Raw genomic sequence first — 17,974 nt, 5'->3', positions numbered from 1 at the left:
CACAGCTTGAATATTTTGTTTGTGAAGTTCCCTCTTCTCCAAAAGCTATCAATTCCAATTTCTTTACAATCGATTTTCTAAGTCATTTATTGTATTTAACCAGATTGGGTATTCTTCGGATTCTTCCCATAGCTCTTTTAGTTCTGAATCTTTCTTAATTTTCTTAACTGCTCGTTTAGCTTTTGAAATGAGTTTTTTTCCTTTACCTTTATGTTTATCGATCCAGTCATATAGATCCTCTGTATTACTTTGATTATTCAATATTTCTTTCCCAGGATTACCTTGTAATGCTACAAGGATCTCAATTGCGCCTAAAGCATTGGAAGCTAAATCTGACTCAATATAATCTTCTTCTAATACTTCTTCAATCGTCTCTTCAATTAATTCGATGTCATCAGAATCAAGTAAATCTGCCTTCCAATCTAATACATCATCGTTCTCGAAAATTCCAGTTCCCCATGCTCCCATCAATTAACCTCCAAAAAGTGTCATTATGTTTTCAAGCTCTTAGGGACATAACGTTCCTGTATTCATGAACCCCCAAAGGGGTCTGCCGAAATTTCTTTCCGAAATCCTTGCAGATCAAGGCTCCGTCAGGAGCCGCTGCGTGAATATGATGTTATATGATGTCAGCGTCTTCTTCGAAAATACTTACACAAATATTCCACTTCCCATGATGTTAAATATATTTTTTCAATTCAAGTAAATCATCAATAATATAATCCGCTTGTTTAAGCTCCCATTCTTGGGCAAAGTCAAATCGACAACCAATAGCCTTCAATCCATTGTTTTTTGCTGCATTGATATCAGAGATCCTGTCGCCAACTACAGCAGCGTTGTTGATGTGATATTTCATAAGGATGTATCTAACTAAGTCATCCTTATTCTGAGTCTCTATTTGCTGGATGCTAAAGGTTTCTGTCACCCAATTATTTAACTTGTAACAGTTAACGATGGCATTGAGGTATTCGATTAGTCCATTACTTGCAATAAAAATTAAGCAGCCTTCCTGTTTTAAAAAATCAAAAACTTCTTTGACATGCGGATAAAGCGCACCGTTGCCATAATTAATATTTGCAATTAGCTTCTCTAGGAAGATCTCGTCCACAATCCGTCTGATTTCGTTTGAATGGTTCGGTAATAACGTTTCCCAAACTACTGGTAGAGGAACTCCCATAATTTCACGATATTTTTGAGTTGGAGTCTCACTCGACCATTCATTACGAGACCTCAAGATAGAAAACGTTTCTTCTAACGATAACTCTAAGATTTTGTTTGTTTGAAATATTGTACCATCCATATCGAAAATAACCGCTTCCAGCATGATTCCACTCCTATTCAGAGTTTGAATAATTTATTTTGTATTTTTATACGCTGATTCCCTATAACGTTACTGTATCCAACGACCCCCACCGACTTAAGCCACGTTAGGGGCGACTGCGATGCGGTTAATCCGTGCGGATGTGTCCGCCTGATTCCACTTCCCTGCCAATTCCTAGGGGCTGACCCAGGGAGCGTCAGGACCCGAAGCTTGGATGTAATGTTATCTGACGTAAACCTCTACTGTGAATTAGCTATAATCTTCTTTGTTAAGTTAAACTCATGACGGCATTCATAGTAATAACTTTTGAGTTTATATCCCCCAGCTTTAAATACAGGCTTATGTTGATACCACACTATAATTAGCGTTCCTTCAAAAAGGATTCTACGAAGGATATAAACTATTCTGTTAAAGAGAACGTTTCTATTTTGAGCAAATTTATGAAGTGTTTCGGATTGAAACTGAACATGTTTCTTCTCATCACTTAAAATCTGATTACATAAATCGATTAATACTTCTGACTTTGTAGATTTTTGCAAGGCTTTATAGTACAACTTAGCAATGATCTCAGCAGTTAATAGAACAATGACTGATTGTTCTAAACTCGCATATCGACGTAATCTTCTAAATACATTGTCCACCCAATGTCTACGAAGGAGTGGGATTCCCTGTACCTTCATAAATCTGCCTAGATCTCTAGCGTGCCTCTGTTCTTCTTTAATGAATTCTATAAGCGCTTCATAGTAATCCTGATCTTGTGTCTGATGTACATATTCTTGCGCACGTTTAATTAGATGTGTACCTTCAGAGTTTTCTCCTAATTGAAACTGTTGAATTGACTTAATGATTATTTCTCTTTCATTAGTTGTTAATTTATAGTTGTCATCCCAATGAATATATTTGAGGTTTTGATTATTTCTTCGATAATATTGCACCCATTTCGAGAAAGTGATATTCATTATTTGCTCCTAAAATGTAATAGTTTTATGTCAGATAACGTTTGGCATTCCTGACGTTCAAGCAGCTTAAGTGACCGCAGGGAACGGGTCGTCAGACTTAGCCGGTTGAATGTATCGCCTGAATAATCTTCTTGAAAATCCTTCTAAGCGATCAAGGGCGAATGCCCACAGTAGGAATGTATTGTTATCCTATGTACCTGACTTCATTGAATTACTCTCATTCACGGTTTTTCCCATTTCTTAATGATTTTCCATCGACCCTTAACCAGATCTACTTTTATTCTTATTGGAGCATTTGCACCAAATAGTATTTCATTAGTCTTCTTGTCAATTCCTCTATATCTATAAGTCATCCATGCATATCCCCCAACAAAATAATGAATTGAAATAGGTTGACTTACAACAACATCTATCTCAACATCATTTTTGTTATATAACGGATAAACTTCCCTACCGCTAAATCTCAAAAAGTTATCAAATGCTACTTTCTTTATATTTTTTTCATTCTTTATAAAATCTTCAGTTAGCAGTACACTTCTTACTGTTTTTTTCACTTCCATGCTTATCCATCCAGAAAGAGAAAAATAAATTACTACGATGAGCAAACATGCAAACATAAACCTTTTTCTTCTTGTATTCAAGTACTTCATTGTCAATTCCCCATTTCAGGTATTTCGGATAACGTTCCGGTATTCATGAACCCCGAAGGGGTTGTCTGCTGAAATGCTTCTCCGAAATCCAACTTGCAGACCAAGACTCCAAAAGGAGCCGCAGCTTGAATATTATGTTATAGGATGTCAACGCCCTCTTTGAACTACTTACAAGCATTAGATCCTATTTAATTTAAAGATATCTTATTTATCTAACAAATAAGCAGTTGAAATCATCATTACTAATATTTTGAATTGATATATTTAAATATTTATCTTTCTGCCCCTGAGGCCGTGGATGAGGTACATAAAAAATAGGATTTTCAATGAATTTCTTATCTTCCGATTTTAATACTTCATAACTATACAATTTATCTATCGAAGTCTTAAAAGTATTTACTATAGCAGGATATAATTTTTGTTGTTTATTAATTCCTTTCTGCCCCTTCATCCCCCATCCAAGGAAAACGATTTTAGCTTCTAAAATAGCATTAGAAACAAACAACCAATTAATGGCTTCATAATCAAAGTGTGAAACTTTTGTTTTACTACTGGTACCTTGAATATGACTAGAAACATTAACAACAAATAGTGCATGACAATTCTGCGTTTTTGCAACACTAATTAACTGATCAACCGTATCATCAGTTTCATTGTGTGAAGCCGTACTTGGATTCATCATTATTGCAGTCAGAATGTTTTCACCTTGTTCCCAACGTTTCTCTAAAAAATATCGATTAGTACACGATGTATTGAAAACAGCAACTCCTGAAGTCCCGTTAATTGAACCAGATTTAAAATGTAACTGATTTTTTTCAGCCAGTTGAGCAAACAACAATTCGATCTTCTCCTTCCTTGTATACGCATTTTAGCGACTTTTTTTCGATTTACTCGCTGATTTCCTATAACATCATATATACGAACTTCGTAACTACTTTTCTTTTTAACGAATATCCGAACTACATATAATATAACCCATATTAATCCATCTGCGAAGTCACGAACATACTCAAAAAAGCAGCCCCAGTATGAACTGCTCCATTCGTTAGAAAAGACTAACCTGTTGGATGCAGTTTAACATTTGGGCTGCTCTTTCTTCACTCAACAATAGAAGATTACAGATATCCTTCAGTAATCAACCTTTGTTCCCCTTCACCTAAAACATTTACTTCGCTCCGCTACTCCGCACCACGCGCTCGCTCATGGCTTTGTGCTGTGCAATCAGACAGAGTTCTGCCGCTTTGAATGCATGTTCTTGTGTCATGGCTGTCTCGGTCCGGTCCAGGCAATCGCGAATAAGTTGGCCGAAGAAAGGATAACCGACCTTGCCCTTCACGCTGTAGCGAAACTCGCCTTCATGGTTAACCAGATAGACCTGATCTCCTTCCGGTTCTCTCGCTACATCAATGTACTTCCGCAGCTCGATATAACCGTCCGTTCCCAGAATAACTGTACGCCCATCGCCCCATGTGCCCAGACCATCCGGTGTGAACCAGTCCACTCGGAAGTAACCGGACGCTCCGTTGTCCCCGACCAGAGAAGCTTCGCCGAAGTCTTCCAATTCCGGGAACTGTGGGTGATTGAAGTTATGCACACGACTGAAACCTACCTCAGCGTCCGTACATGATGCAAACGTCAGAAATTGTTCGATCTGGTGACTCCCGATATCACAGAGAATACCGCCATACTGCTCATGCTTGAAGAACCAGTCGGGTCTTCCTCCGGCATTTAAGCGATGCGGGCCTGTACCCATAACTTGCACTACTTTGCCGATTGCTCCCTGTTCGATGAGCTGCCCCGCATAGATCGCACTTTCTACATGCAGTCGTTCACTGTAATACACCATGTACTTTTTGCCTGTTCGCTTCACTTCTTCTCGTGCAAGCTTTAATTGCTCCAGCGTGGTAAATGGGGCTTTGTCTGTAAAATAATCCTTGCCTGCGGCCAGAACTCTCATGCCAAGCGGCGCTCGATCTGAAGTGATCGCTGCACTTGCCACCAATAACACCTCATCATCGGCGAGCACTTCGGCTTCAGATCCAGCAACTTGAGCCTGTGGGAACTGCTTCCGAAATGCCTCTACCTTCGCCGGGTCCGGATCATACACCCACTTGAGGGTAGCTCCAGCCTCCAACAATCCCCCAACCATGCCGTAGATGTGCCCATGATCCAGCGCAACAGCAGCAATAGTGAACTCACCCGGACCACATACGACCTCTTTTGTAACACTTTTTGGTGCATAAAACATTCCGTCTTTAGCCATGTCATCCCATCCTTATTATAAAATGTTGATTACAATGAACTCGTCTATATAAGAAATTGTCTTCATTTAAACGTCTGACTCAAATCAGCAGGTTGACTGCCACTGAATGCCTTGTCTTTCTTTGTCGTGGAACCAGCAATACGTTCTTGCAAATGCTCATAGAACAGATCCTCATCGATCGGCAGATCCACCCAGTTATCCGTCCAGGTGGACAGCAACATAGCGTTCGACAATGTTAATCCGTGTATACCATCCTCACCGGGAGCAATAAGTGGTACGCCTGTACGAATGGCATCTACCCAATTGCGAATCAGACCCGGATGCCCCGTTTCCACACCTGTAATCGGAACCTCACATTTCCAGCATTCTGGCTGTCCAAAACCTCCGGTAAACCGCTGATTGAATTCAGGTTCAGATTCCCGAAGTCGCCAGAACGTAAGTTTTCCGTCTTCGATCACGATTTTACCTCGGTCTCCGTTGACCTCAAATCGGTTCGTACCCGGTGCTTCGCCAGTAGTCGTTACAAAGACACCCGTTGCTCCATTTTCATACTCCACATAAGCTGTTACATCATCTTCCACTTCAATGTTCCGATACTTGCCAAACGAACAGAAAGCACGCATTCGCACCGGCATCATGCCGATGGTCCACTGCCACAGATCCAGTTGATGCGGGTCCTGGTTAATCAGTACACCGCCCCCTTCACCTGCCCATGTTGCCCGCCAGCCGCCGGAATCATAGTAACTTTGGGATCGATACCAGTTCGTAATAATCCAGTTGGTACGCCGTACCTCACCCAGTTCGCCCGAAGCAATCAAGTCTCTCAGCTTAATGTATAGTGGATTGGTCCGCTGGTTGTACATCATGGAAAAGACTTTGCCACTGGCTGCGGCCCCTTCATTCATCTTGCGTACCTGTTTCGTATATACACCGGCCGGCTTCTCGATCATGACATGCAAGCCATGCTGGAAAGCCTGAATGGCCTGTTCCGGATGATCATAATGCGGCGTTGCAATAATGACCGCATCAATCGTACCCGAAGCCATCATCTGCTCAGCATCCTGCCAATAAGTTACCGTTGCCGGAAGATGACTGGATACCCAGCTCTCCATCTCTCTTCTTACATCACATACGGCGACCAGCTCTGCACCGGGTACTTCTCCAGCCACCAACGTTCTGGCATGTGCTGCTCCCATGTTTCCTATACCAATCACCGCTACTCGTACGATACTCATGACTGCTCCTCCTCGTCCACACGATGCTCAATTTCGGCGAAAACGTCTGCAAAATGCTGTAACATCGCCTTGGATTCCAAGGCACCACTAAAGTCCTCAATTCCGTAGTATCCGTCATATCCAACGGCACGAAGATCCCGCACCATCTGTACCCAATCGACCATGCCTTCAGTCAGCGGCGTCCAGTGACATTTCCAGGCTGTATTCAGAGCCACTCCGCTGCTCTTCTCAGTCACGTTAGCCTTTTGCGAATCTTTCCCTTCTGCTTCAAACCACCCGGCATTTTTTACATGTACATGAGCCAGATAAGGGCCCAGCAACTCAAGTCCCATTCGATGATTCTCATATCCTTCATGCACCATATTGCCTGGATCGTACAATACACCCACATGCTGCGGGTCGAGCGATTGTACAAGCCGATAGGCCAGCGATGCCGTCGGTGCAATCGTCTGATGATGTGTCTCTACAATCGCCTTGATGTTGTACTGTTTGGCCAGATCTTGTACTTCACTCAGGTAATCAACGGCTTTACGATACAACTCAGGATAACTGGTCTTGCGATCATATCCAGGAACACCTACACGCATCATTGAAGCTCCTAACCCAGCCGCAGCCTGAAACGCTTGCTTGGTGGCAGACAGATCTTCACAGTTCAGATACGGTACAAGTGCGATGGATTTTCTACCCTGCCCTAACGCTGCTTCACGAAAAACAGGAACCTGTTCCTCCCAGCGGCTCGGATCTACCGAGCATCGATTATTTCTCCAGTAAGAAGGCTCTTCAGACATAGCATCTTCAGGAATTCCACGGAATCTCCACTCAATTCCATCAATTCCCGCTGCTGCCGCAGCCGATGCCAGTTCTTCTGCATTCAGATCAGGGGTAGCCACCGTGAATACAGACAGTTTCATCATGATCCATCTCCTTATGTAAACGTATTCATTTCATGTCGTAAAGGCATTGTACCACTCCACTGAACGTCACCATAGGGGAAAACGCCAACAGATGAATGACAGATAACGAACAGGGCACATTCCCCATTCAGAGATAACTTCCAAGAGAATGATGTGATCAAAAATCAAAAAAGACATCCCTGGAACAGATTTGAATTCTGCTCAAAGATGCCTTGTACAATAATTGTATATAGGTTTAAATTTGATGAAAAGGTTCCCTATCAGTTATCAAGTCGCCACTTCAGTAGCTGGTTCTGGCTCTTGTACTCGTCCAGCTTGCAACCAGCGCGCATATCTTCTAATCCCGATCAAAGAACACGTGTTCAGCCTGTATTTTCCCCTGATCTATTGTCATGATGCCAAATGAGTATTGCTTCTGAAAACGTTTATCCGTAGGCGACCCCGGATTAAATACCAGTGTGTTGTCCACGGTATGCATCACCGGGATGTGTGAGTGTCCGTAGATCACAGCATCCACATGCTGGCCTGCAAAGGTATGAATTGCATTCTGCTCCGTACCCTTTGATCCCAGATGACCGTGCACGAGACCCAGACGAAGTCCTTCCACTTCAACAATACGGGAATATCCCAGTTTTTCAGCGATTTCGGACGGGTCCGTATTACCAGCTACCCCTTCAACTGGTGCATACTCACTAAGCAATGGGTATACGCTCCAATCCGACCAGTCACCGGCATGAAGAATGAGATCGGCACTCGGCAATACATCCAAGAGCCTAGCCGGTAACTTCCGTGATTTACGTGAACAATGTGTGTCGGAGATGACTACAATTTTCATATAACAACCCACCTTTCCTTTAAGAGGTCGTTCAAAAAGTCCGCTTTTGATTACGAAGGATGCCTAACGGCATCGCAACATCGAATATGGAATTCAGCCGAAATAAGCATATGCTTACGAAGGTTGTTTCCTTAGGAAACATTGTAGTTGCTCACGTAGTTTCCTACGCTCCGCTACTCCATTTCTAACTTCATCCCATCTTCTCGGTACTGAAAACCACCCTTTTTGAACATGCACTTTAAGTCTTTGTTGCAATCTACTCTGTCTGTGATGGAACAGCTTGCATCTGAGTACAGGAACGTTCCATATCTTCGAGTGTAATGGATGCAAAGAACTGCTCCACCTTCGCCTCAGCAACCTGATACAGATTGGTCAGCAAGCCGTCTATATGCAAGCCTACCTCACAATCCGGGTTACAATTGCCGTGAATCGGGAACAATGGACCTTCGTCCTTGGCAGCCTGATAGATCATGGCTAATGTGATTTCATTATATGGCTTCGCTAAGTAGAAGCCTCTTGTTCCAGGAGAGGAGTTCACCAATCCTGCCTTTTTCAGCCCGCCCAGAATACGTCTGACGACGACAGGGTTGGTATTCACGCTACCTGCAATATGTGCAGACGTGATTCGTTCAGGCGCGCTGAGTGACAATAACAACAAACAATGCACACTGACCGAAAAATGAGTACTCATGATTAACCACCTTTATTTAATATAATCCAAGACATGCTGACCTTATTCAGAGAACAGATCCTTTTCGGGACGTGCTCTGATCTTGAGCTGTCGCACACTGTATTCCAGTTGTTTCACAATATCATCCAGCTGTTTGCGATCAATCTTGGTTGGATCTTCCACCGGTTTCGCGGACGACTTGAGATCGCGGATCGTTAACTGCTGTTCTTGCCATTTGTCCATTAGATCTGCAATATTGGCATAGAAACGTTCGTAATCTTTGATGACCAGGTCAAGATAAGCATCTACCTCATCCGGATCATAACCACGAAGTTTATAATTAAATTGTTTTTCATGTATCGATAACGCATCTAGCTGCACACCCAATTGTTTGAACAATTGTCTTTGTTTATCCAATCTTCGTTTCATATGTTCATCCATATTGACAACCTCCATTATAAGCCAAGCCGTAGTTCTATTTCCTGGGAAGAACACACGGCAATTTCTCTCTCTATTTTTTATAACACATAATCCGTCAGATATAAAACGATACAGCCCTATTCCTCACGAAAATGATTGCTTTTCATCCAATTCGGGTAAAGACTCACTACACCCCACAACGGGAAAGGAGCATGTCCTTATGAGTACATTAACTAAAGATCAACATCAAATACTGAAAAACGCCCTTTTGGAGCAACGTGAAAACTTACAGCGTCATTTTGAATCCAGCATGGAAGACGGTGCTCCAGTCGAGTCGCTGAAAGATTCAACCGGTGAGCTGTCCTCCTATGATAATCATCCGGCAGATGCCGGTACGGAAACATTTGAACGTAGCCGTGATCTGGCGATTGACGATACATTAACAGACGAATTCAATCAAGTGAACGACGCATTGGAACGTATGGAGCAAGGTACATATGGAACCTGTGTAACGTGCGGCGAAGATATTCCCTTCGAACGACTTGAGGCTATCCCCTATACCGCTTACTGTATTGACGACACACCTAATCGGGAAATCAGCAACGATCGGCCCGTTGAAGAAGAAGTGATGACCATGCCTCCAAGTGGTGCTGGAGAAGGAAGACAGCAGCGAGCGGGCAAGTTCGACAACGCAGATGCCTGGGAAGCAGTTGAAGAATATGGCACATCCAACTCCCCCGCAACCGCAGCCAAACGTGATGTGAAGGGCTACGATGAGAACATGTAACTTCGTTATGAACTGAAACGGGATGCATCAAAATTGAATTGGATTCAATAGGCTGCTCCACCATTAGCCTTCCTTATCACGCATTAAAAAGCCGCCATTGGGCGGCTTTTTCTAGTTTTCTCCATAACAGTCTCTCACGTTTGCCGGTACTTGCTTCCAGCGATAACGTAGACCCCATGTATTCCAACCGTTTATTCTTCCGACTCACTACCAGATGATGCAGATTCCTGCCGCTTAGACACGGATCGAGACGTTTTCGTAGTTGATTTGCCCTTATCAGACGTAGCTTTCTTTTTCTCTTTTGCATTTGTCTTAGAAGCAGGTATTTTCACTATAGGTTTAGAGAGCGCTGAAAATAACTGAAAGACCTCATGTTCCCCTTGTCGATTCTCTTTTGTTGTATAGGGTTCACAGAGTTTTATGATATTTTTATACAGCTGCTCTACTTCCTCACGGGTTGCATACAGCGTGATGTCCGAGAGAAACATCCGATCTTCGTTTTCCGCCTGATGCATGAATCGCTGACGACTCTGTTCGAACATTTCATTTAATAATTTGAGCGTCTCGGACCGAAACACCTGTTTCAATGGAGAGTTTTCCTTATCTTCATCTTCGTGACGGAGATGGATCTCTCCGGTGTATGGTTCGTAGTATTTTGCGATAATCCCATTAATCTCACGTGTGGAAACGATGGTCAGCAGACCAATTTTCTCCAGCTTTTTCACATGATAGTGCACTTTGGCTGGCACCTCACCCATCTGGTCGGCGATCTCTTTGACAGTGGATGGTCTGCCCTGCTTGTTAAACATATTCATAATCTGTATCCGATACGGATCGGAGTAGATTTTAATTTCTTCAATTGTTGAAAGAACCTTGTGCTCCATCCCTGTATCCTCATTTCCGGGGTACCTGTTGTCCATCGATGTCTCTATTATACCGCTGCGTCAGGACTTCGGTCAAAACGAGCCAGAAATGACTTGATACAGAAAATCGGCTAAGGATCACTTCTGAATATCTTCACAGAACACTTCGAAAACTTTTGCTAAATAACAGCATACCTGCGGACATGGCAAGCATAATACCAGAAACGATAAACAGAACCGGCATGGTCATCCAATCTGCAAGTGCTCCCGAAGCCAGACTCCCAAGGGGTGAAACACTCAAGACGAGCATACCCTGAAGGGCATACACTCTGCCCAGCATCTCCGAAGGGGTAACTTCCATAAGATAGGTGGCCAGCGGTGTTGTAGCCAGCGGAATCCCCATACCCATCAGTAGACAAAAGGCCGCTGCAACCGGCAGTTGGAAGGAAGTCATATAAGCGGGTAGTGCCGTCATCGCATAACTGAGACCCAACATGACAATACCGCTGATGACCAGCACACTTTTACGATAATTCGCTCCCCTTTGTGTCAACCATACACCACTGAGCAACATACCTCCCACCATCAGCCCACTAAGCAGACTTAATCCCCCAGCGCCAGCATGCAGTGTTTCAATGACATAGGGTGTACGAAGAACATTAAACGGCATCAGGCAGAAATTAACGAAGGCAAACAGGATGGAGACAATTAACAATAAGGCATGTTTACGGAGAAAATGAAAAGCTTCCGCCATTTCGGAAAATATACTACTTTTGTCGGATGGAAGAGAATTCATTTCAATTGATGTTTTATCTTCATTGTTAGCAGATGTTAAGACTTCAGGGTAGCCTACTCGGCTCATAATCAAAGCACTTAGCGCAAACAACCCCGCATCAATCAAGATCGTCCAGGCAATCCCTATTGTAGCAATAAGGGCACCCGCCACTGCAAGTCCTGCGAGTTCGGCCACTCTGGTTGCGGAAGAGGACATGGCATTACCCGAAAGCAGCATCGATGGGGGAAGCAATCTGGGGACACTGGACACTTCCGCAGGAGTAGTGAAACATTCCAGCAGAGAATTCAGAATTGTAATGACAAACAGATGCCAGACTTCAAGTTGGCCCAATCCAAACAGTAGAGCTGTAATCCCCACAAACAACCCGCGACCAGTATTGGTAATCACAATCACTCTTTTGGGAGACATGCGATCAACCAAAGCCCCGGCGAACAGTCCCAGAAGGATATTGGGCAAAAAATTCACCGCCAGCAACGTACCCATCAACACTTTCGAACCGGTTAGAATGTACACCATCCAACTGTAAGCAATCGAGTCAATGGAATCACCAAATCTGGATACAACTTTACTAAGCATAAATTGCATGTACGGTCTGATTCGTATTAACTCACCCATACCTTGCTTGCCAACTGCTGTGTTATCGCTCATCCCTTTCACTCCTCAACGTTAAAATATTTTTCATGTTAATTTTATTTTAACGTAAGTTACGCATAAATCAATACCTCCGTGAAAATAATTTTAACGATAAGGAAAAAAGTAAAATCTCGCTCTACTTTCAGATGATTCGTAATCAACGCAGGGAATTTTGGGACAACCTTCTATAACACACAAAAAAACAGACCACAAGTGGTCTGCTCGGCTGGACGGATTGTATTAGAACTGCCTTTTTTTGCTGCCTACTTCTCAACACGCAATTGAAATCCAGCCTGTTCAGCCTGTACCTCCAACATCAAATCACGAACCCGGCCTGCTTCATTCCCTAGTCGTTCTTCGCTGATTTGGTAGTTGGTCCATTTTAGCTCTAGTGGAAGTTCAATCGTACCCGTCAGGCAATCCCACAGAGCGTCGAGATTACCGCCATAAAAATCCGGTAGCTTCAGCTTATCCTTTAATTGTTGATGAAGTTCAGCGCTACTCGCAAAGTCTTCTCCATCCAGAATCACGGTATTCATGGCTGCTCCATCCTCTATTTCAAACGTGTAAATGATGCATAGTGATCTGTCGTTTTGTAGATGAGTCCATCATTGGAGTACACAATCCGATCCGAATTACGGAAGCCCGAAGTATAATTAATATCCGCTTCGCGCCATGTACGTCCACTTGCTGAAGGCAGAAGCCCCTCGCGATTGCCAAATACGTCTCCGCCGATGCTTTTCCCAGGGGCCACTACAGCCAAGTTTCCTTTGGACGCTACCCAGCCAAGTCCTGTTGCCTGTGATTTGGTAATAAAGTTACATGGCAACGTTCCGTTTGCACTCAAATAGTTAGCTACACCCGTAAACGTATTGATGATGGTACATGTTGCAGCAGATGCCTTCTGCTGTGCGACTGGAGTGAACTGTGAACCTGTGAGGAAAACAAACGTTAACAACAATGCCAGTAATGCGGTGGATATCAACTTTTTCATCAATCCGGCCTCCCGATCCCTCAAAGTAGATGAACGTTGTCACGATATGCATACTGCAAGCTGTAACTTTCTAGTTGTGCGTTCTGCTAGATTATAGTAAACAAGTCATCTCATGACTATTTATATCACATCATTTTGGTAGAAATATCAAATGAAGACGTTTAAATTGTAAAATATTATAATTGTAACATTTTAATACAGTAAAAAGACTCTCATCCCTGAAGATGGAGTCTACTTTTCTAGTATGTTTAAACTGACCTGACCTAATCTAATCGATCAATTGCACACGTTGACGAGTTCGAGCCGATTCCAGGCATGCATCAATAACGCGCATGTTTTGAATGGTATTTTCCGGACTGAAAGGTAAGGCCTCTCCTTCAAGCACAGCCGTTGCAAATGTCTCTACCTGAAGCACATAGGAATTCGACACCGATACACGCTCCTCACGGCTGACCGAATCGGTGTGTACAATAATCTGAGGTGGAATATCACTATTCTCCCAGCCAAATACTTTTGGCAGTTCAATCCGCCCTTCCGTCCCTAGAATCTCCATCTCCGCTCGTCCTGAAGCCCACATGCCGCAGTCAAAAGTTAAAGCTACCGAATTCGGAAATTCTACCAATCCCGACGCCATCATATCCACTCCATCATGCTCGTCCGAGAATAAAGCGTGTACTGTCACCGCTTCCGGTTCCTGTCCCAGATACATCCGGGCTGCCGAGATCGGATACACGCCAAGATCGAATAATGATCCTCCGCCCATCTCTCTTTTGAACCTTACATTTTCCTTGTCATCAGCGGTATTACAGGTAAAGTTACCATGGATGGCTCTGACGGTGCCAATCTCCCCACTGGCTATAATCTCTTGCACACGTCTGTGCTTGGGATGATATCGATACATAATTGCTTCTGCAAAAAGAACACCATGCTGCTCACATGCCTCAATCATTTCTGCCGATTCATCTGCATTCAGGGCAGCAGGTTTCTCACACAACACGTGTTTGCCAGCCTGTGCCGCTTTGATGGTCCATTCTTTGTGCATATGGTTAGGCAAAGGAATATAGACGGCTTCAATGTCCGGATCAGCGATGAGCTCTTCATAACTGCCATACGATCTGGCAATGCCCAGTTCTTCGGCAAGGGTTTCCGCCTTTTCCTTGCTGCGGCTGGCAATCGCCAACACCTCACCACGTTCAGACTGCTGGATCGCCGGAATGACTGCATTTTTGGCAATGGTTGACGTACCGAGTACACCCCACTGTAACTGTCTGTTCATGCTCATCTTCCTTTCGTACCGTAATTGTCCTCATCTGCCTTGTGTAACATGCCGAGACAACGATCCAGATCCGTTTTGACCTGTTTTTTGTATAACTCAGCTTTTTCCGCACCATCATCCGTAAAATGATATAAAACGATTTCCTGAAAATCGACTTTTGGATCATTACCCTTCAGCTTCTTCGTCCGATAAAAAACACCTTGCTGTACCAATTCATGCAGTGCCCGATAGACCTCGCTCTGGGGTGGTACATAACCGTAGTCTTTGAATTCCTGCTTCATCGCCTCCAGCATCTCATAACCATACCCTCTATGCTGTTCAACCATCGTAATCAGATACAGCTTGATAAATGCCCGCTGTGCAATCATAAAAGCCACGTTCATTCCCCTCCTGTCAGAACCTATATATCTAGTATTATAAAACTTATGTTCGTGTTCTGCCATCTTTCTCCGCTTTGCCTCCCTTTTATCTATCTTCAAGGAGGGCGAACAAGAAATCGTGTGAATATGGGATAGCCTGGGGAAGCACAAAAAAGGTTTTCTGTTGTGAATTTTTCAGGTAATGAAATTTTAATTTTTATTCAAAAGAATCAATTTCATAATACCTTTTAGCTGCTTCAATCAAAGGCTGGATATAGATCGAAACGGTTCAATTTGTCTATATCCAGTTACAGAAATTCATTTTTAGTGAGTTATGAAATCAGTTCATAAGTTGTTTATTTCAGAGCTCCGAGAGTCGTGTGATCGAATTTTAATAATAAGAACGACTGTGCAAAAGCTTTAATACCTATGCTCCTGTATCTTGTGATTACACTCTCGTACACCTGTACATTCCGCACAATTGTGATTCTGTTGTGAATTTTTCATATGTTGATATATTCATTTATTTCGGGCAGGCTTGGGTACAGACCCCACAATCCATTTGCCCCAGCTTACACGCGAGATAAGCCATGTCAGTACACAGGATAATGCAAGAGCCAACAACCAGGTGATGATCATTCGGACGACAGGGTTCCAGCCCATAGCAACGTACAACAACTCATCCGGAATGTAGCTATACCGCAGCATCAACATATGCATCAGATAACCGCCATACGATACACCACCAATCCATCCCAGCAATCGTGTAGCCCTGAGGTTATGCAGTTTCCCGGCCAGCTGGTACATGACCATAATGGAAGCGATCAGAAAGAGTGCCATATCAGGGCGGATCAAGCTGACTGTATAGAATGTAATTTTGATTCCTTCCGGCTTCTGAAACTCCAGCATTAATAAATAAGTAAACCGCAGACCCAGAACAATAAACACTGTCCAGTATATCCAGCGCAATCGATGAATCCATTCATTCCAGTGCTGGACGGATAACCCCGCGGCTGCACCTAGGACAAAATAAATAAAAAAATAGAGGAAATTGCGGTCTGCATACGTTGTAAAAGCATCTGTCAGCACCGGTATATTCAGCCGTTCCATGAATTTGGCGATGTTTCTTAATTGGTCCGCAAGCACCAGATACACCACACCAGAAATCAATAATGCGATCAAGCGTCCCTTGGCCTCATATCGGTTATATACATAACGAATGGCTCGCAAGAAGAGCGGAAATAACAGATAAAACTGAATCAACATAATGATGTACCAAAAGTGTGAAGTCGTTTTGCCCGTAAGCAACTTCAGGCCTAGGTCAGGGATGTCATTCCATCCAAATCCGGTCCAGCCTCGCGGTGCAAGTGTAAAGTATATGAGTGACCAAATTAGATAAGGCACGATGACATCGTTTACTCTTTTTCTCATGAACTGGCCATAATGCAGCTTGTCTCCCGTGTTATAAAACAGCACCATACCTGTTATGAATATGAATAAAGGAACGGCAAATTTGGAGAGCATCAGCAGTATGGCCAGTAACACGCCATCCTCCAGTCTCGTTTCCGGCACCACAGAGTAATGTGCGATAGAATGCTGGAGAACCACTGCTCCAAATGCAATTCCCCTTAAGCTCTCTATTTCTGTAATTCGTTCTTTGCGAGGCATACACTCAGTCATCCTTTCTTGGTTTTGCGATACAAACAAAGTACAATGAAGCCGTATATTTAATGAACGGAGTTGATACACATTTCTTTCACAGACAAAGACGTAACCACTACTGATTCCAAGTATGTCCAACAACATCTGGCTAACGAGCGAACTTTTCTGGCCTGGGTACGCACAGGTATTGCCATGGCGGGTATCGGCTTTCTTGCTGCCGGATTTGGTTTCAATTCGTCGGCGTATGATCGGCTTGCACATATTGCGGCGATTATTACCGGTATCACTTCTCTGATTGGCGGCATATCCATCATTTTATATTCGGCAGCGGCCTATCATCGGAAGCGTACACAAATCAATGAACAGACATTTCAGGCATCGACCGGATTAATCCGGTTTCTTACCATGATGTTACTGGTGATTGGACTCGCTTTGGCTGTACTGTTATATGTATTGTTATTCCCTGCTTGACTGGGTAAAAACACCATCTGCCATTATTGACACCCACATGCAACACAGGGACAAAAGCCGGCTTCCCTTAAGGAAACCGGCTAATGACCATCTGGTGGATCATATATGTCATTCCATTTTGCAGATATTAAGTCATTAGGTTCTATTTCATATCACCAGAATGCGGCAAGATTACAGGAATGTATTGTTACCCAATCGTGCTGCCTTGGTTTGGGCTTCCAATCTGCGTTCTTCCATATCCAGATCCGGACGTTCGGCTGGCACATCTCCGCGATGAGCTGCTTCGGCTCTGTCTCGGTTAAGCTGGCTGTTGCCACTGAACACATCGTACACATCGGAGTCCCGATCCGTAGAATCTACGAGCAGCAGGATTTTACCATTCTGTACATACTCCTCATACTGTTTAGCGTCCTCTTCCGGAATACCAAGACCCACAAGTCCACCCACCAATCCGCCAGCTCCTGCACCCACAGCTGCACCGGTGAATGCTGCTGCGATAGGGCCTGCGGCCAGAATCGGTCCTATGCCGGGTATGGCTAGTGCACCTATACCTGCGAGCAAACCGGCTACGCCACCAAGTACACCACCTGTTGCTGCACCAGCAGCCACGCCTTCAGGGGCTTTGGTACCTGTCTCTTCCCGAATTGCCTTCAGTTCATCCCGATCCTGTGTAACAACGGAGATTTCGTCTGAAGTGAATCCTTGTGCTTTCAGACCCTCGATAGCCTGCGATGCTTCACGTTCTGTATTAAACACACCTACGATTTTCTTCTGCATAGTGAATTCCTCCTCATATTATTGAGTGGTTCGCTATGTTATTACCCGCCTAAGTTTCTTTTAAACGCTCGCAAGTCAATATACTATGT

General features: G+C 43.7%; 21 protein-coding genes. 2 read left to right on the top strand and 19 right to left on the bottom strand.

Going from position 1 to position 17,974, the window contains the following annotated elements; all coding sequences use genetic code 11:
• Positions 1-63: 63 nt before the first annotated feature.
• The 11 genes from MKY92_RS11755 to MKY92_RS11705 form a co-directional block, all read right to left on the bottom strand.
• Complete coding sequence (locus tag MKY92_RS11755) at positions 64-468, bottom strand: DUF4259 domain-containing protein (protein ID WP_036609153.1); 405 nt, start codon at positions 466-468, stop codon at positions 64-66.
• Between the two features lie 211 nt (positions 469-679).
• Positions 680-1,324, bottom strand: a complete 645-nt coding sequence (locus tag MKY92_RS11750; RefSeq protein WP_339300787.1) for an HAD hydrolase-like protein — start codon at positions 1,322-1,324, stop codon at positions 680-682.
• 236 nt (positions 1,325-1,560) lie between these two features.
• Positions 1,561-2,280: a ferritin-like domain-containing protein gene (locus MKY92_RS11745; protein ID WP_339300786.1), complete on the bottom strand. Its 720-nt coding sequence runs from the start codon at positions 2,278-2,280 to the stop codon at positions 1,561-1,563.
• Positions 2,281-2,501: 221 nt separating this feature from the next.
• Positions 2,502-2,840 carry a hypothetical protein gene (locus MKY92_RS11740; protein ID WP_339300785.1) on the bottom strand — a complete coding sequence of 113 codons (339 nt, stop codon included), beginning with the start codon at positions 2,838-2,840 and terminating at the stop codon, positions 2,502-2,504.
• A 298-nt stretch (positions 2,841-3,138) separates the two neighbouring features.
• The gene (locus MKY92_RS11735) at positions 3,139-3,768 is read right to left on the bottom strand and encodes a DUF1643 domain-containing protein (RefSeq protein WP_339300784.1); all 630 of its coding nucleotides are present in this window, start codon (positions 3,766-3,768) and stop codon (positions 3,139-3,141) included.
• A gap of 327 nt (positions 3,769-4,095) precedes the next feature.
• Positions 4,096-5,193 (bottom strand): Gfo/Idh/MocA family oxidoreductase, encoded by a 1,098-nt coding sequence (locus MKY92_RS11730; protein WP_339300783.1) that lies wholly within the window; start codon positions 5,191-5,193, stop codon positions 4,096-4,098.
• A 62-nt stretch (positions 5,194-5,255) separates the two neighbouring features.
• Complete coding sequence (locus MKY92_RS11725) at positions 5,256-6,428, bottom strand: Gfo/Idh/MocA family oxidoreductase (protein WP_339300782.1); 1,173 nt, start codon at positions 6,426-6,428, stop codon at positions 5,256-5,258.
• On the bottom strand, positions 6,425-7,339 hold the full coding sequence (locus MKY92_RS11720) for a sugar phosphate isomerase/epimerase family protein (RefSeq protein WP_339301765.1): 915 nt from the start codon (positions 7,337-7,339) through the stop codon (positions 6,425-6,427). The genes MKY92_RS11725 and MKY92_RS11720 overlap by 4 nt, the downstream gene beginning before the upstream one ends.
• A 340-nt stretch (positions 7,340-7,679) precedes the next feature.
• The gene (locus tag MKY92_RS11715) at positions 7,680-8,177 is read right to left on the bottom strand and encodes a metallophosphoesterase (protein ID WP_339300780.1); all 498 of its coding nucleotides are present in this window, start codon (positions 8,175-8,177) and stop codon (positions 7,680-7,682) included.
• Positions 8,178-8,433: 256 nt separating this feature from the next.
• Positions 8,434-8,868, bottom strand: coding sequence for an Rrf2 family transcriptional regulator (locus MKY92_RS11710; RefSeq protein ID WP_339300779.1), 435 nt, complete (start codon positions 8,866-8,868; stop codon positions 8,434-8,436).
• A 42-nt stretch (positions 8,869-8,910) separates the two neighbouring features.
• The gene (locus tag MKY92_RS11705; protein ID WP_017689054.1) at positions 8,911-9,288 is read right to left on the bottom strand and encodes a DivIVA domain-containing protein; all 378 of its coding nucleotides are present in this window, start codon (positions 9,286-9,288) and stop codon (positions 8,911-8,913) included.
• 199 nt (positions 9,289-9,487) lie between these two features.
• Between MKY92_RS11705 and MKY92_RS11700 the strand changes: the two genes are divergently transcribed.
• Complete coding sequence (locus tag MKY92_RS11700; RefSeq protein WP_036609176.1) at positions 9,488-10,054, top strand: TraR/DksA C4-type zinc finger protein; 567 nt, start codon at positions 9,488-9,490, stop codon at positions 10,052-10,054.
• Positions 10,055-10,245: 191 nt separating this feature from the next.
• Here the strand turns inward: MKY92_RS11700 and MKY92_RS11695 are convergent, their stop codons facing one another.
• The 7 genes from MKY92_RS11695 to MKY92_RS11665 form a co-directional block, all read right to left on the bottom strand.
• Positions 10,246-10,938, bottom strand: coding sequence for a helix-turn-helix domain-containing protein (locus MKY92_RS11695; RefSeq protein WP_339300778.1), 693 nt, complete (start codon positions 10,936-10,938; stop codon positions 10,246-10,248).
• Positions 10,939-11,071: 133 nt separating this feature from the next.
• On the bottom strand, positions 11,072-12,361 hold the full coding sequence (locus tag MKY92_RS11690; protein WP_339300777.1) for an MFS transporter: 1,290 nt from the start codon (positions 12,359-12,361) through the stop codon (positions 11,072-11,074).
• Between the two features lie 248 nt (positions 12,362-12,609).
• A complete protein-coding gene (locus MKY92_RS11685; protein WP_339300776.1) occupies positions 12,610-12,885 on the bottom strand; it encodes a barstar family protein in 276 nt (91 codons plus the stop codon).
• Positions 12,886-12,899: 14 nt separating this feature from the next.
• Positions 12,900-13,340: a ribonuclease gene (locus tag MKY92_RS11680; protein WP_289392080.1), complete on the bottom strand. Its 441-nt coding sequence runs from the start codon at positions 13,338-13,340 to the stop codon at positions 12,900-12,902.
• 268 nt (positions 13,341-13,608) lie between these two features.
• Positions 13,609-14,616: a Gfo/Idh/MocA family oxidoreductase gene (locus MKY92_RS11675; protein ID WP_339300775.1), complete on the bottom strand. Its 1,008-nt coding sequence runs from the start codon at positions 14,614-14,616 to the stop codon at positions 13,609-13,611.
• Positions 14,617-14,618: 2 nt separating this feature from the next.
• The gene (locus MKY92_RS11670) at positions 14,619-14,993 is read right to left on the bottom strand and encodes a helix-turn-helix transcriptional regulator (protein ID WP_105598241.1); all 375 of its coding nucleotides are present in this window, start codon (positions 14,991-14,993) and stop codon (positions 14,619-14,621) included.
• Between the two features lie 501 nt (positions 14,994-15,494).
• Entirely contained in the window at positions 15,495-16,643 is a 1,149-nt protein-coding gene (locus MKY92_RS11665; RefSeq protein ID WP_339300774.1) for an acyltransferase, read from the bottom strand.
• Between the two features lie 72 nt (positions 16,644-16,715).
• Here MKY92_RS11665 and MKY92_RS11660 point away from each other — a divergent pair, with 72 nt between their 5' ends.
• Positions 16,716-17,108 carry a DUF202 domain-containing protein gene (locus tag MKY92_RS11660; RefSeq protein ID WP_339300773.1) on the top strand — a complete coding sequence of 131 codons (393 nt, stop codon included), beginning with the start codon at positions 16,716-16,718 and terminating at the stop codon, positions 17,106-17,108.
• Positions 17,109-17,279: 171 nt separating this feature from the next.
• Here MKY92_RS11660 and MKY92_RS11655 read toward each other — a convergent pair whose 3' ends face one another.
• Positions 17,280-17,885: a general stress protein gene (locus MKY92_RS11655; protein ID WP_339300772.1), complete on the bottom strand. Its 606-nt coding sequence runs from the start codon at positions 17,883-17,885 to the stop codon at positions 17,280-17,282.
• Positions 17,886-17,974 lie beyond the last annotated feature (89 nt).

Source organism: Paenibacillus sp. FSL R5-0623 (assembly GCF_037974265.1).
In the GTDB taxonomy this organism is placed as follows: domain Bacteria; phylum Bacillota; class Bacilli; order Paenibacillales; family Paenibacillaceae; genus Paenibacillus.
Note: the sequence above shows the minus strand (reverse complement) of the source record. Positions and strands in the feature narration are given on the sequence as shown.